At 43.0% G+C, this 14,869-nt stretch carries 12 protein-coding genes; all 12 read left to right on the plus strand.

Annotated elements, in window-relative coordinates; genetic code table 11:
• Positions 1-12: 12 nt before the first annotated feature.
• Positions 13-2,859, plus strand: a complete 2,847-nt coding sequence (uvrA, locus tag FXV78_RS12105; RefSeq protein ID WP_039960160.1) for an excinuclease ABC subunit UvrA — start codon at positions 13-15, stop codon at positions 2,857-2,859.
• Between the two features lie 145 nt (positions 2,860-3,004).
• The gene (gene mreB / locus FXV78_RS12110) at positions 3,005-3,994 is read left to right on the plus strand and encodes a rod shape-determining protein (protein WP_004844515.1); all 990 of its coding nucleotides are present in this window, start codon (positions 3,005-3,007) and stop codon (positions 3,992-3,994) included.
• A gap of 152 nt (positions 3,995-4,146) precedes the next feature.
• Positions 4,147-6,357 carry an SF1B family DNA helicase RecD2 gene (recD2, locus tag FXV78_RS12115; protein WP_004844513.1) on the plus strand — a complete coding sequence of 737 codons (2,211 nt, stop codon included), beginning with the start codon at positions 4,147-4,149 and terminating at the stop codon, positions 6,355-6,357.
• Between the two features lie 5 nt (positions 6,358-6,362).
• Entirely contained in the window at positions 6,363-7,037 is a 675-nt protein-coding gene (locus tag FXV78_RS12120) for a ComF family protein (RefSeq protein ID WP_023923728.1), read from the plus strand.
• A gap of 53 nt (positions 7,038-7,090) precedes the next feature.
• The gene (locus FXV78_RS12125) at positions 7,091-7,486 is read left to right on the plus strand and encodes a hypothetical protein (protein WP_009243955.1); all 396 of its coding nucleotides are present in this window, start codon (positions 7,091-7,093) and stop codon (positions 7,484-7,486) included.
• A gap of 1 nt (position 7,487) precedes the next feature.
• Positions 7,488-8,660 (plus strand): hypothetical protein, encoded by a 1,173-nt coding sequence (locus tag FXV78_RS12130; RefSeq protein WP_004844510.1) that lies wholly within the window; start codon positions 7,488-7,490, stop codon positions 8,658-8,660.
• A gap of 17 nt (positions 8,661-8,677) precedes the next feature.
• On the plus strand, positions 8,678-9,547 hold the full coding sequence (gene cdaA / locus FXV78_RS12135; RefSeq protein ID WP_004844509.1) for a diadenylate cyclase CdaA: 870 nt from the start codon (positions 8,678-8,680) through the stop codon (positions 9,545-9,547).
• Positions 9,534-10,841: a CdaR family protein gene (locus FXV78_RS12140; RefSeq protein ID WP_004844508.1), complete on the plus strand. Its 1,308-nt coding sequence runs from the start codon at positions 9,534-9,536 to the stop codon at positions 10,839-10,841. Before cdaA ends, FXV78_RS12140 begins: the two co-directional genes overlap by 14 nt.
• A 15-nt stretch (positions 10,842-10,856) precedes the next feature.
• Positions 10,857-11,132 (plus strand): HPr family phosphocarrier protein, encoded by a 276-nt coding sequence (locus FXV78_RS12145; RefSeq protein WP_004844507.1) that lies wholly within the window; start codon positions 10,857-10,859, stop codon positions 11,130-11,132.
• A gap of 25 nt (positions 11,133-11,157) precedes the next feature.
• Entirely contained in the window at positions 11,158-12,069 is a 912-nt protein-coding gene (locus tag FXV78_RS12150; protein WP_039960159.1) for a nucleotidyltransferase family protein, read from the plus strand.
• A gap of 101 nt (positions 12,070-12,170) precedes the next feature.
• Positions 12,171-13,823: an LTA synthase family protein gene (locus FXV78_RS12155; protein WP_004844505.1), complete on the plus strand. Its 1,653-nt coding sequence runs from the start codon at positions 12,171-12,173 to the stop codon at positions 13,821-13,823.
• Positions 13,824-13,892: 69 nt separating this feature from the next.
• On the plus strand, positions 13,893-14,828 hold the full coding sequence (locus tag FXV78_RS12160) for a glycosyltransferase family 2 protein (RefSeq protein ID WP_004844504.1): 936 nt from the start codon (positions 13,893-13,895) through the stop codon (positions 14,826-14,828).
• Positions 14,829-14,869: the final 41 nt, after the last annotated feature.

Here is a 14,869-nt window from a genome sequence, read left to right on the forward strand (position 1 = left end):
AAGGAATTTTACATGGGAAAAAAGATGGACGCCAGACAGTATATCAGAATACGCGGCGCGAATGAGAATAATTTGAAAAATATAGATGTTGACATCCCCAGAAATGAACTGGTAGTGCTGACAGGACTGAGTGGTTCGGGAAAATCATCCCTGGCTTTTGATACAATTTATGCCGAGGGGCAGAGAAGATATATGGAATCGCTTTCTTCCTATGCAAGGCAGTTTCTTGGTCAGATGGAGAAACCGGATGTGGAAAGTATAGAAGGGCTTTCTCCGGCGATTTCTATTGATCAGAAATCGACCAATCACAATCCTCGCTCTACCGTGGGTACAGTGACAGAGATCTATGATTATTTCCGACTGCTCTATGCGAGAATCGGGATTCCACATTGTCCGAAATGCGGAAAAGAGATTAAAAAGCAGACGGTGGATCAGATGGTAGATCAGGTGATGGCACTTCCGGAAGGTACAAAGATCCAGTTGCTTGCTCCTGTCGTAAGAGGCAGGAAAGGAACCCATGCAAAGCTGTTTGAACGGGCAAAGAAGTCAGGATATGTGCGTGTTCGTGTAGACGGGAATCTGTATGAATTGTCAGAGGATATCGCACTGGATAAAAATATCAAACATAATATTGAGATTATTGTAGACCGTCTTGTTGTGAAACCGGGAATTGAAAAACGAATGACAGATTCCGTGGAAAGTGTACTTTCACTTGCGGAAGGGCTTCTGATCGTAGATATCATCGGCGGAGAACCGATGAATTTCAGTCAGAGTTTTTCCTGCCCGGACTGTGGAATTAGTATTGAAGAAATTGAGCCGAGAAGTTTCTCGTTCAACAATCCGTTTGGTGCCTGCCCGACTTGTTTTGGGCTGGGATACAAGATGGAATTTGATGAGGATTTGATGATACCGGATCCGACACTCAGCATTCAGCAGGGAGCAATCGCAGTGATGGGCTGGCAGTCCTGTACAGAAAAATCAAGCTTTACACGTGCAATTTTAGATGCGTTGTGTGAAGAATACCATTTTGATCTGGAGACGCCGTTTCAGGACTATCCGAAAGAGATTCACGATGTTTTGATTTACGGAACAAACGGGAAATCTGTGAAAGTACATTACAAAGGACAGCGTGGAGAAGGTGTTTATGATGTGGTCTTTGAAGGACTGATCAAAAATGTGGAGCGCCGCTATCGCGAAACGGGGTCTGAGACAATGAAGGCAGAGTATGAGACTTTTATGCGGATTACTCCATGTTCCGAATGTAAAGGTCAGAGATTGAAAAAAGGTTCTCTTGCGGTAACTGTGGGAGAGAAAAATATTGCAGAACTCACAGCATTTTCAATCGATAAGCTGCAGAAATTTTTACAGGGGCTGGAACTGACAGAGACGCAGCTGCTGATCGGAGAACAGATCTTAAAAGAAATCAAAGCGCGGATTCAGTTTTTGCTGGATGTAGGACTGGACTATCTGACGCTTGCCAGAGCGACAGGGACACTGTCCGGCGGGGAAGCGCAGAGAATCCGGCTGGCAACTCAGATTGGTTCCGGACTTGTTGGTGTGGCCTATATTCTGGATGAACCGAGTATCGGATTGCATCAGCGGGACAACGACAAGTTACTTGCCACATTGAAGCATCTCCGCGATTTGGGAAATTCTCTGATTGTAGTGGAGCATGACGAAGATACGATGCTGGCGGCTGACTGCATTGTGGATATCGGTCCGGGAGCTGGAGAGCATGGTGGACAGGTTGTTGCAGTGGGAACGGCTCAAGAGTTGATGGCAAACGAAAAATCAGTGACCGGAGCGTATCTGAGCGGACGCCTCAAGATCCCGGTTCCGGAAAAAAGAGAGAAACCGACCGGATATTTGAAAGTAGTAGGCGCAAAAGAAAATAACCTGAAAAATATCAATGTCAAGTTTCCGTTGGGAATCATGACATGTGTGACAGGAGTGTCCGGTTCCGGAAAAAGTTCTCTTGTCAATGAGATTTTATACAAAACACTTGCCAAAAAACTGAACCATGCAAGAACAATTCCGGGAAGGCATACGAGAATTGAAGGGCTGGAGCAGGTAGATAAAGTGATCGACATTGATCAGTCTCCGATTGGAAGAACACCGCGTTCCAATCCGGCAACATATACGGGTGTATTTGATTTGATTCGTGATTTGTTCGCAGCAACACCGGATGCAAAAGCGAGAGGCTATAAAAAAGGAAGATTTAGCTTCAATGTGAAGGGCGGACGCTGTGAGGCCTGCAGCGGAGATGGAATCATTAAGATTGAGATGCATTTCCTGCCGGATGTATACGTACCGTGTGAAGTGTGTGGAGGAAAACGCTATAACAGAGAAACTCTGGAAGTGAAATATAAAGGAAAGACAATTTATGATGTATTGAACATGACGGTGGAAGAGGCGTTGGAATTTTTTGAACATGTTCCGAGTATCCGGAGAAAAATGGAAACACTCAATGATGTTGGTCTGTCTTATATCCGACTGGGACAGCCATCTACGACATTATCCGGAGGAGAAGCCCAGAGAATCAAACTGGCAACAGAGTTAAGCCGCAGAAGTACAGGAAAGACGGTATATATTCTGGATGAGCCTACAACAGGACTACATTTTGCAGATGTGCATAAGCTGACAGAGATTTTGCGACGTTTATCAGGTGACGGCAATACGGTGATCGTGATTGAACATAATCTGGATGTGATCAAAACAGCAGATTATATTATCGATATTGGTCCGGAAGGCGGAGATAAAGGTGGTACAGTCGTAGCGAGCGGGACACCGGAAGAAATTGCAGCAAATGAGAAATCGTATACAGGCAAATATATTGCCGCAATTCTGAATAAAAAATAAAAATGTGCAAAAGGGGTTTCCAAGTGAAATAAATTTTATTATACTTAACTATGCGAGTATCTGAAGCCGAAGAGAAGACAGATTATAAATGAACTGAGAAATACAAAAGAGGGGAAAAAGAATTTGTAAGGCTGGAGGAGAAAAGATGGCTGTAGATATCGGAATAGATTTGGGAACCGCAAGTGTTCTTGTATACGTGAAAGGAAAAGGGGTTGTTTTAAAAGAACCATCTGTAGTAGCGTTTGACAGAGATACGAATGTAATAAGAGCGATCGGAGAGGAAGCACGGCTGATGTTAGGCAGAACACCGGGCAATATTGTAGCAGTACGTCCTCTCAGGCAGGGTGTGATCTCAGATTATACAGTAACTGAAAAGATGATTCAGTACTTTGTAAGAAAAGCAATCGGAAAAAGAACGTTTAAGAAGCCAAGAATCAGCATTTGTGTACCGAGCGGTGTGACAGAAGTAGAAAAAAGAGCTGTAGAAGAAGCTGCGTTTGCGGCAGGAGCAAGAGAAGTACATCTCATTGAAGAGCCGGTGGCAGCAGCAATCGGAGCAGGAATAGATATCGGAAAGCCATGTGGTAATATGATCGTGGATATTGGAGGCGGAACTGCAGATATTGCTGTAATTTCGCTGGGTGGCGCGGTCGTGCATACCTCGATTAAAATTGCCGGGGATGATTTTGATGAAGCAATTGTACGGTATATGCGGAAAAAGCATAACCTTCTGATCGGGGAGCGGACTGCTGAAGATATTAAGATCAAAGTCGGCACGACATATCCTCTGATTGAGGAAGAGAGTATGGAGGTCAGAGGGAGGAATCTGGTGACAGGGCTTCCAAAGACGGTAACAGTGACTTCCTCGGAGACAGAAGAAGCACTTCGCGAGACATCAGGGAAGATTGTGGAAGCGGTTGTTTCGGTATTGGAACAGACTCCGCCGGAGCTGTCTGCCGACATTCTGGATCGGGGGATTGTTCTGACTGGCGGTGGGGCAATGCTGCGAGGTCTGGAAGAGCTGATAGAGGAAAAGACAGGTATCAATACAATGACGGCAGAAGATCCGATGAAAGTAGTAGCGATCGGAACCGGACAGTTTGTGGAATTTATGAGTGGCAGGAAGGATTTCTGAGAAGAAATCAGGATGGGACAGGCTGCTTCGGCAACAGAATGAAGATTCTGTATGTCGGGGGAGTCTGTCTTCTATTGTAGGACTGTTAAACAGAAAAAATATGCAAGAATACATGTATACAATGTTGAGGCTGCATAAAATGGGAGGAAGAAGTGGAGATTGTAACAGGATACGTGGAACATATTGTGTTTCGCAATGAAGAAAATGGATATACAGTATTTCAGCTGGAAAGTGAAGCGGGCGAAGTAACCTGTGTAGGAACCCTGAATTTTATCAGCGAAGGAGAGCGCCTGGAAATTAAGGGAGATTATGTGAATCACAATATTTACGGAAGCCAGTTGAAAATCAGTTCTTACGAGATGAAGGAACCGGAAGATCTGATCTCCATAGAGCGGTATCTTGGTTCCGGTGCGATCAAAGGAGTCGGTGCAACTCTGGCAGGAAGAATTGTAAGGAAGTTTAAAACAGACACCTTTCGTATTATAGAAGAAGAGCCGGAACGGCTTGCAGAAGTGAATGGAATCAGCGAACGCAAAGCAAGGGAGATCGCGCTGCAGGTGGATGAGAAAAAAGGAATGCGCAAAGTGATGATTTATTTACAGAACTTTGGAATCAGTACAGCACTGGCAGCAAAAATCTATCAGAAGTATGGCAGTAAAGTGTATGAGATCCTGGAAACCAATCCTTACAAACTTGCGGATGATATCGAAGGTGTTGGGTTTAAAACTGCGGATGAGATTGCGGCAAAGATTGGAATACATACAGACTCTGATTTCCGGATCCAAAGCGGGATTTTTTATGTGCTTCAGCAGTCCATGACAGAAGGACATGTATATTTGCCGAAGAATGTTTTAGAGGTAAGGACCTCCAGGCTTCTTGGTGTTGAGATTGAAGGAATTGAAAAATATATCATGGATCTTTGCATGGAACGAAAGACAGTTATGAAAGAAATAGAAGGAGAGATCCGTATCTACCCGTCCCGCTTTTATTATATGGAACTGAATGTTGCCCGTATGCTGAATGATCTGGATATTGACTGCGCGATGCCGGAAGATATGATGGAAAAACGACTGCGAAAAGTGGAGGAGCTGGAACAGATTTCACTGGATCCAATGCAACATCAGGCGGTGATCGAATCGATCAAGCATGGACTTTTGATCCTGACAGGAGGACCCGGAACCGGAAAGACAACAACAATCAACACCATGATTCAGTTTTTTGAGAGCGAGGGGATGAGTATTCTTCTGGCAGCGCCGACAGGGCGTGCAGCAAAGCGCATGACAGAAGCGACAGGTTATGAAGCGCAGACGATTCATCGTCTGCTTGAAGTCAGCGGAAATCCAGAAGAAGAAGGAAATGTCAATGGATTTTTAAGAAATCGCGACAATCCACTGGAAACAGATGTGCTGATCATTGATGAAATGTCCATGGTAGATCTGACCTTGATGCATGCACTCCTTACAGCAGTTGTGCCCGGAACAAGATTGATTTTGGTGGGGGATGTCAATCAGCTGCCGTCGGTAGGACCGGGAAGTGTATTAAAAGATACGATTGCATCGAATAAATTTCATGTGGTTACACTGACAAAGATTTTCCGTCAGGCGGGAGAAAGTGATATCGTACTGAATGCGCATAAGATTAATGCGGGTGAGCGCGTGATCATAAATAACAAAAGTCGTGATTTCTTTTTCCTGAAGCGACAGGAGGCGGATGTGATCATAGGAGTTGTGATCACACTGATCCAGAAGAAACTTCCGAAATATGTGGATGCATCTCCGTTTGATATTCAGGTGATGACACCGACAAGAAAAGGTCTGCTTGGAGTAGAGCGTCTGAATGTGATTTTGCAGAGATATTTAAATCCTCCGGATCCGAAGAAGGAAGAAAAGGAAGCAAACGGAAGGATTTTCCGTACCGGTGATAAAGTGATGCAGATCAAGAATAATTATCAGCTGGAGTGGGAAGTTTGTACAAAGTATGGGGTGACGGTAGATAAAGGAATGGGGATTTTCAATGGGGATATGGGAATCATCCGGGAGATCAGCTCCTATAAAGAAACTCTGACTGTTGAGTATGATGAGAAGCGACAGGTAGAATATCCGTTTGAGCTGTTGGATGAACTGGAACTGGCGTATGCGATCACGGTTCACAAATCCCAGGGAAGCGAATATCCGGCGGTGGTAATTCCGCTGCTTCCGGGACCAAAGCTGTTATATAATCGGAATTTATTGTATACAGCAGTGACAAGGGCAAAAAAATGTTTAACGATAGTTGGGAGTGAAGATACATTTCAGGAAATGATAAAAAACAAAAACGAACAGGAACGATACACAAGTTTGGACGAGCGTATACAAGAGTTTTAGAGCTGTTGTACCCTTCAGTTTGTCCATTTTGCGAAAATGTATACAAGTATGGAATCTGTCCTTCCTGTAAAGAAAAGATCGTGTATATCCGTCAGCCAAGATGCATGAAATGCGGAAAGCCATTGAGAAAGGAAGAGCAGGAGTACTGCCGTGATTGCCAAAAAAAGAAGTATGCGTTTGAAGCCGGGAAGAGTATCTGGGTGCATAAAGCACCGGTTTCGCAGGGAATTTACAGATTTAAATACAAAAACAGAAGATGTTATGGAGAAATTTTTGCTGCGGAAATGGCTGCAGAATTAGGAGATGCTGTGAAACAATGGAAAATAGAAGAAATTATACCAGTTCCGCTTCACAGATCCAGACAGAGGATAAGAGGTTACAATCAGGCACAAATTCTGGCGGAAGAACTTGGGAAAAGGCTGGATCTTCCCGTGAACAAAGATGCAGTAAAAAGAATTCAGAAAACGCGACCTCAGAAAGTGCTTGGGAGCAGAGACAGGATTCGAAATCTAAAAGGAGCATTTGGTGTCACAAAATCCTGGATTCCGAAAAAATGTGTGCTGGTCATCGATGATATTTATACAACCGGAAATACCATACACAGAGTGGCAAAGGTGTTGAAAAATGCAGGAGCACAAAAAGTATATTTTTTGACCATAAGCATTGGACAAGGACTCTGACAGTATGATATACTAAAAATGATGTTTAAAAGGCAATGGATCGAGGTGGAAACATGTTGGATAAAAGAAAAATACGATTGATGATCAAGATGGCTTCTTATGAAAAGCAGGGAGCAGAAGAGGATCTGAAAATCAGCAGTTATTATAAAAAGGATTATGTGAGTATGAATGTGTGGGCTACGGCAATCTGGTTTACCATCGGTTATGCAATCGTAGCGGCACTGATCGCATTCTGCACGTTGGAGCAGATTCTGGAAAAGCTTACGATACTAAAGCTTCTTCTCTTGATGGGAACGGCAGTAGGCGGTTATCTGATTCTTTTGATTCTTTATTGTACCGGTGCAAGGATGTTCTACAAGAGAAAACACAATCTTGCCAAGCAGCATGTGAAAAAATATTATCGGGATCTGTCCCGTCTTGAAAAGATAAACATGAAGGAGAAAAAATAATATGAGCACATTACTTGTATGGAAGGATCAGATAGAAAAAATTTATGCCAGATATTCTTTTTATATTGTAAAGATACTGCAGTTCGTGTTGGGATTATGTGTATTCGGACTGATCAATTCCAATATAGGATTTATGAAAGCATTATCCTCTACAGTTTGTACAGTTGGTCTTGCTGCTGTTACGGCCTTTCTTCCGGTCGGGATGCTGGCACTTGTAGCAGCCCTGCTTGTTCTGGTACATCTGTATGCACTGTCTTTGCCGGTAGCGGGATTATGTCTGGCAATTTTTCTGGTGATGTATATTTTTTATGTAAGATTTACACCTAAAAAATCATGGCTGGTGGTAGTGGCGGCAGTAGCAGTTGCTCTGAAGGTCCCATATGTGATCCCGGTTGTATTTGGGTTGCTCGGAGCGCCTTCATTTGCAGTTTCGATGATGCTGGGGACGATTGTTTATTATATGCTCCACACAGTAAAGCTGACGGCATCGGCATTTCAGAGTGGAGGGGTAAAAGAACTTCTGGATGGAATCATGGTATTTACAAAACAGATACTGGCCAACAAAGAGATGTGGATGATGGTAGTTGTTCTGCTCCTGGCGATGATGGTAGTATATGGGGTGAGAACAAGAGGCATCAGTCATGCGTGGAAGACAGCTTCCGTTGCGGGAGCAATCGTGGCGGCAGTGCTTCAGGTGTCAGGCTGTATGACATTGGATGTTTCCTTCCAGGCAAGTTTTATTTTACTGGATCTTGTGGTGACAGTAGCAGCAGGTCTGATAGCAGAATTTTTCTTCCTTTCTGTGGATTATTCAAGAACAGAGACATTACAGTTTGAGGACGATGAGTATTACTACTATGTAAAAGCGGTGCCGAAAGTAGGGGTTACATTACCTGAAAAACAGGTGAAGCATATTACAGAGCCTCATGAAGAACAGCCAAAGGAAGCAAAAGCAGCAGTAAATCTGAAGCCGGAGCCGATGGTTCAGGAAACGGTGGCGATTGATACGAGCCAGATCCAGGAAGCAGATCTGGAGAAAAATGTAGATGAACTTCTGCTGACGCAGAGTTTAAATGAAGAATTGAGACAGAATCAGAACGAGCCGGAGGATGACTTGAGTCTTACGAAAAGTCTTGGAGATTTGTGGACCAAGAAGCCTGGTTCTGGAGAATAGGATGAGGAGGTGACTGGATGGAAGACCGGATCAGAATTTTTTTAAACAATTACATAAATGGTTTATACTTTCCAACGGTACACCTGACAGATGTGATAGAGATATTGATCATTACAGTGATCGTGTATGAGATCATGCTGTGGATCAAGAATACAAAAGCGTGGATGCTCTTAAAAGGGATGATCATGCTGGGGGCATTCTTTTTGCTTGCCGCGATCTTTAAGATGCATACGATTTTATTTGTGGCAAAGGAGTCGATCAGCGTACTTGCAATAGCGGCAGTTGTCGTGTTCCAGCCGGAACTTAGAAGAGCTCTTGAAAAGCTGGGCGAAAAGAATTTTCTTACGAATGTTACTCTTTTTGATAAAAGCAAAGAAAATCAGCGCTTTTCCGATGAAACCCGAGACGGGATCGTGCGCGCATGCTTTGAGATGGGCAGTGTCTGCACAGGAGCGTTGATCGTTGTAGAGCAGGCGATTCATCTGACAGAGTATGAGGTGACGGGAATTGAACTGGATTGCAAGATCTCTTCACAGGTATTGGTCAATATATTTGAGCATAACACACCGCTTCATGACGGAGCAGTGATCATACGGGGAAATCGGATTACCTCAGCAACGTGTTACCTTCCTCTTTCAGATAATATGCAGATCAGCAAAGAACTGGGAACAAGACACAGAGCGGCGCTCGGAATGAGTGAGGTCTGTGATGCGCTGGTGATCGCAGTTTCGGAAGAGACAGGTCAGGTATCTGTTGCAATGGGCGGACAATTAGAGAGAGGAGTGTCAAAGGAGAGGCTTACAGAACGACTGAATCGGATTCAGTACAGATCAGCAGAGAAGAAAGCAAAAAAATGGAAAGGATGGCGCAGGAATGAAAAAGCATAAATACATGGAAAATCTGAGCTTGAAAGTGATTGCCCTGTTCTTCGCTGTATTTCTGTGGCTGATCGTGATAAACATTGATGATCCTGTTGACACACAGACGTTTGATAATATTCCGGTGGAAGTAAAAAATGAGCAGGTTGTAAAAAGTAAAGGAAAAATGTATCAGATTTTGGATGGGACAGAGAATGTAAGTGTAAAAGTGACGGCAAAGCGTGAAATACTGGAGAAACTGACATCTTCAGATTTCAGCGCGGTTGCTGACATGCAGGAAATGCAGATCAACAGTCTGATCCCGATCAAAGTTTCTGTAAAGCGATATAGCAGTGAGTGTAAAGCTGAGGCTTCGCCGAATAACCTGGTAGTGGAGATCAATGATGTCAAACAGAAGGTATTTCCTCTGACAGTCAGTGTGTCAGGAACGCCGCAGAATGGATGTATCATTGGCAACATGACTGTAAATCCTGAAAAGATTACGATCAAAGGCTCAGAACCGCTTGTAGAAAGCATTGAAAAAGCAGTGGTTAAAGTGGATGTGACGGGACGCGCAGATTCGGGAACTGTTCAGGGAAATCTGGTACTTTATGACAGTCAGGGTAATATTGTGGATCAGAGCAAGTTGAGCAATAACCTGAACACGGAGAAGGGAATTCAGGTAGAGATCCAGATGCTGAATACAAAAGACGTACCGATTACATATCAGCAGCCGGAGAATCTGAAAGAGAATTATATTTGCACAGGATGGACCTGTGAGCCGCAGACAATACAAGTCAGCGGTACAAAAGAGATGCTGGATACGATATCGGAGATAGAAATTCCGACATCGGAAATTGATGTCAGTGATGTTACTAAAAAAGTAGAAAAGACAGTGGATATCACGCAGTATCTTCCGGAGGGAATCAAACTGGTGGATGAGAATGCCAATACGATTTTGATCACTGTTATGATTGAGAAGGAGGGTTCCAGGATTATAGAATTCCCGGTAGAAGGAATTCAGGTTAATAATCTGAAAGACAAATATGAGCTTACGTTTGAATCAGATGAAGTGATCGAATTGAAGTTTATCGGAGAACAGACAACACTTGATCAGCTGGATATTACAAATGCAGTTTCGATTGATCTGCAGGACTGTAAATCTACAGGAGAGTATGAGGTTCCGGTATCGATTGAAGTGCCTGACGGAGTAGAATTGGAAAAACAGCCTACAATAAAAGTAAAGCTGACAGAAAAGGAAGATGAAACAGATCAGAAAGCCGATAAGAAATCTGACAGTACACAGGAGAAATCGGAAAAATAAGGGAGGAGACATAAAATGGTCAGTGGAAAGACAAAAATCAAGAATCCTACAGGACTGCATTTACGTCCGGCAGGATTATTCTGCAAAACAGCAATGCAGTTTGCAAGTAAGATCACGGTCAGAAAGCAGGCTCGAAATGAGGAGGTCACTGCCAATGCAAAAAGTGTACTGAGTGTACTTGGGGCATGTATCAAAAGCGGAGATGAGATCGAAGTGATCTGTGAAGGCTCTGATGAGACAGCAGCTCTTGCAGAGATGATCAGGATCATTGAGGATGGACTGGGAGAATAAAGGTTACAGAGCAAAGGAGAAAAACATGAACAAAGCAACATTAGTCGTAATGGCGGCAGGGATTGGAAGCAGATTTGGTGGCGGAATCAAACAGCTGGAACCGGTGGGACCAAACGGAGAGATTATTATGGATTACTCCATTTATGATGCAATGGAAGCCGGATTTGATAAGGTTGTATTTGTAATCAGAAAGGATCTGAAAAAAGATTTTAAAGAAGTGATCGGAAACCGGATTGAAAAGGTTGTAGAGGTTGCTTACGCATATCAGGAGGTAGATGATATTCCGCAGGCGTATCGGGAACGTTTTTCAGGTCGCACAAAGCCATGGGGAACCGGACAGGCAATTCTCTGCTGTAAGGATGTTGTAGACAGTCCGTTTCTGGTCATTAATGCAGATGATTACTATGGAAAGCAGGCATATGTGGAAGCGTACGAGTACCTTACAAGAGAGACAACATCAAAGGATGAGATCTGTATGGTCAGCTTTGTTTTGAAAAATACACTGAGTGATAACGGCGGGGTAACACGCGGAGTCTGTAAAGTAAATGAAAACGGATATCTTGCAGATATTGTGGAGACGTCCAATATTGAGAAATATGAGAGCGGAGCAGCCGTTCACAAGGGAGAAGCGTACATTCCAATCGATATTGAATCCAGCGTTTCCATGAATATGTGGGGACTTACGCCAGAGTTCTTCCAGATTCTGGAAAGTGGATTTGAGGCATTTGTAGCAAATACCCCGGCAGATAACTTGAAAGCAGAATATTTACTGCCGACGATCATTGGTGATCTTTTGGCGGAGAAAAAGCTTGCAGTAAAAGTGCTGACATCAAAAGATAAATGGTTTGGTGTGACTTATAAAGAAGATAAGGATTCCGTTGTTTCGGAATTGCAGGCTTTGATTCATGCGGGAGTTTATCCGAAAAAGTTATTCTGAAATAAAAAATAAGAGAGGGGGCGCAGCAAATCAGGCTGCGTTCCCTTTTGCCGCGTAAAAGTGGTCAGTATAAAAGTTGGAATTAAGGAGAGGACATAAGATTGCAGGAGTTAAAGAAAAAGCATAGAAAGAAGCCGAAAAAAGAGTTAGACAGAGGGGCGCAAAAAGAGCAGAAGAATCTGACGGATATAACGGAAGAACAGTTGAAAGTGAATATCGGGATTGTTCGTTTGGGAAACATGATAAAGGTGATTCAGATTGTGATGAAAGTGCTGTTGTGTATGTTAGCAGTGTTATTCTCATTTCTGGCAATCTTGCTTCATGAAGCGGCAAACTGGATGCTGGCGACATGGACAAATCTGTCTATGGAGGAGCTTGTCGCTCAGTTAAAGACACCAATCCAGGGCACCAGTCATGAGGTACTCTGGGATTTTGTAGAGACTTGTATACCGGCCGCAGTGATGGCAGTGTTTTTTGTGGTATTGGTAATCGTAATGGTGCGAAAAACAAAGATTACAAAATGGGTGGTACAGATTGGAGCGGTTGCAGGTTCGATGGCACTGATTGTATCATCCGGACAGATGGTGTGGAATGAACTGGATGTTGGAGAATATCTGGAAAATCAGGATACGATCTCGATGTTTTTGCAGGAGAATTATATGGATCCGGCGTTGGTTCCGGTTACATTTCCCGAGCAGAAGAGAAATCTGGTGTACATTTTTATGGAGTCCATGGAATCCACGTACGCTTCAACAGATGTAGGCGGCGCTTTTGCAGAAAATGATATTCCGGAGATGACGCAGCTGGCAATGGAAAACGTTAATTTTTCGACGGGCGATATGCTGGGCGGTCTGATTCCTTCTGATGGTGCCACGTGGACAATGGGAGCTATGGTGGCGCAGACATCCGGGTTGCCGCTGAAGGTAAAGCTACGCGCGGAGAATATACAGGAAGATGTGCAAGTGCTTCCGGGAGCAACTGTTCTGGGTGATATGTTAGCGGTACAAGGCTACAAACAGGTTGTTATGTTTGGCTCAGAAGGGGAGTTTGCCGGAAGAAAACAGTATTTTGAGGGACATGGAAATTATGAAGTGAAAGATTTGCTCTACGCTCAGCAAAACGGTCTCATACCTCCGGATTATCGAGTGTGGTGGGGATATGAGGATCATAAATTGTACGATTTTGCAAGGCGGGAAGTAACAAATCTGGCTAACAGCGGACAACCATTTAACTTTACGATGCTGACTGTTGACACCCATTTTGAAGATGGATATGTTTGTGATCTGTGCCAGGATGAACATCCGGGCAATCAGTATGCAAACGTGATGTCCTGCGCTAGCAGACAGGTCGTGGATTTTGTGAACTGGTTGAAAGCACAGCCATTTTATGAGAATACCACGATTGTGATTGTAGGAGATCATTTGACGATGGACAGTGATTTTTGTCAGGATGTGCCGGAAGATTATACGCGAGGTGTATATAATACGATCATCAATGCTCCAATTGTTCCGGTCAATCAGAAAAACAGAATGGCGACAACAATGGATATGTTTCCAACGACAATTGCGGCATTGGGAGCACAGATTGAAGGGGATCGCCTGGGACTCGGAACAAATTTGTTTTCAGCAGAGCCGGCTCTTGCAGAAAAAGTGGGAATGGATACCCTGAATAAGGAAATTAGAAAACGTTCTATTTTTTATGAACAGATAGCAGGAAAAGAAAATATTGATGATTCAGTCATGGATATGAAGTAAAAATGAAAAATTGAAGCATCTTAATAAATGTGCTATAGTGAAGTTAAGAAAATATGAAGAGGAAAAGCGATGGAAAAAATAAGTGTAGTTGTTTCATGCTATAACGAAGAAGAAAGTATTCCTTTGTTTTATAATGAAATAAAAAAAGTAATGGAGATTATGAAAGAATTCCAGTTTGAAGTTCTTTTTGTAGATGATGGGTCAAAGGACAGAACTCTTGAAGTTGCAAAAGAACTGGCAAAAAAAGACGAATGTATAAAGTATGTATCATTTTCCAGAAATTTTGGGAAAGAAGCAGCAATGTATGCAGGATTAAGTTATGCTTCTGGGGACTATGTCACGATTATGGATGCTGATCTGCAGGATCCACCGAGGTTATTGCCGGAGATGATGCATTATATCAAAGAAGAAGGATATGATTCGGTGGCAACAAGACGAGTGACAAGAAAAGGAGAGCCAAAGATCCGGTCATTTTTTGCAAGGAGATTTTATCATTTGATCAAGAAAATTTCAGATACGGAAATTGTAGATGGAGCCAGAGATTATCGATTGATGACGCGTCAGTTTGTAAACAGTCTTCTGGAGCTGGAAGAATACAATAGATTTTCAAAAGGTCTGTATGGTTGGGTTGGATATAAAACAAAATGGATGGAATATGAAAACATCGAGAGAGTTGCAGGTGAGACAAAGTGGTCTTTCTGGAAATTGTTTGTGTATGCAATCGAAGGGATTGTTGCTTTTTCTACAGTACCGTTGCTGATTTCAGCAATCATGGGAATTGTACTCTGTGTACTTGCGTTTATATTGATTATCGTAATTGTTGCAAAAACACTGATTTTTGGAGATCCGACCTCTGGATGGCCGTCTATGGTATGTATTATGCTATTCATAGGTGGAATTCAACTGTTTTGTATCGGTATTTTAGGGGAGTATTTTGCAAAAGCATATATGGAATTGAAAAAAAGACCAATTTTTATTTGCAAAGAGACAAATATTCAGCCATAGGCTTTTATATATAGATATTACGCAAGAGAGAAAGGGGTTAA

Origin of the sequence: Mediterraneibacter gnavus ATCC 29149, from assembly GCF_008121495.1 — a bacterium.
GTDB classification, from domain to species: domain Bacteria; phylum Bacillota; class Clostridia; order Lachnospirales; family Lachnospiraceae; genus Mediterraneibacter; species Mediterraneibacter gnavus.

What these genes read in the sequence shown, in the direction of transcription:
- uvrA (WP_039960160.1), top strand. Translation starts at nt 13, where the DNA reads ATGGGAAAAAAGATGGACGCCAGACAGTATATCAGAATACGCGGCGCG.
- mreB (WP_004844515.1), top strand. Translation starts at nt 3,005, where the DNA reads ATGGCTGTAGATATCGGAATAGATTTGGGAACCGCAAGTGTTCTTGTA.
- FXV78_RS12125 (WP_009243955.1), top strand. Translation starts at nt 7,091, where the DNA reads ATGTTGGATAAAAGAAAAATACGATTGATGATCAAGATGGCTTCTTAT.
- FXV78_RS12130 (WP_004844510.1), top strand. Translation starts at nt 7,488, where the DNA reads ATGAGCACATTACTTGTATGGAAGGATCAGATAGAAAAAATTTATGCC.
- cdaA (WP_004844509.1), top strand. Translation starts at nt 8,678, where the DNA reads ATGGAAGACCGGATCAGAATTTTTTTAAACAATTACATAAATGGTTTA.
- FXV78_RS12140 (WP_004844508.1), top strand. Translation starts at nt 9,534, where the DNA reads ATGAAAAAGCATAAATACATGGAAAATCTGAGCTTGAAAGTGATTGCC.
- FXV78_RS12145 (WP_004844507.1), top strand. Translation starts at nt 10,857, where the DNA reads ATGGTCAGTGGAAAGACAAAAATCAAGAATCCTACAGGACTGCATTTA.
- FXV78_RS12150 (WP_039960159.1), top strand. Translation starts at nt 11,158, where the DNA reads ATGAACAAAGCAACATTAGTCGTAATGGCGGCAGGGATTGGAAGCAGA.
- FXV78_RS12160 (WP_004844504.1), top strand. Translation starts at nt 13,893, where the DNA reads ATGGAAAAAATAAGTGTAGTTGTTTCATGCTATAACGAAGAAGAAAGT.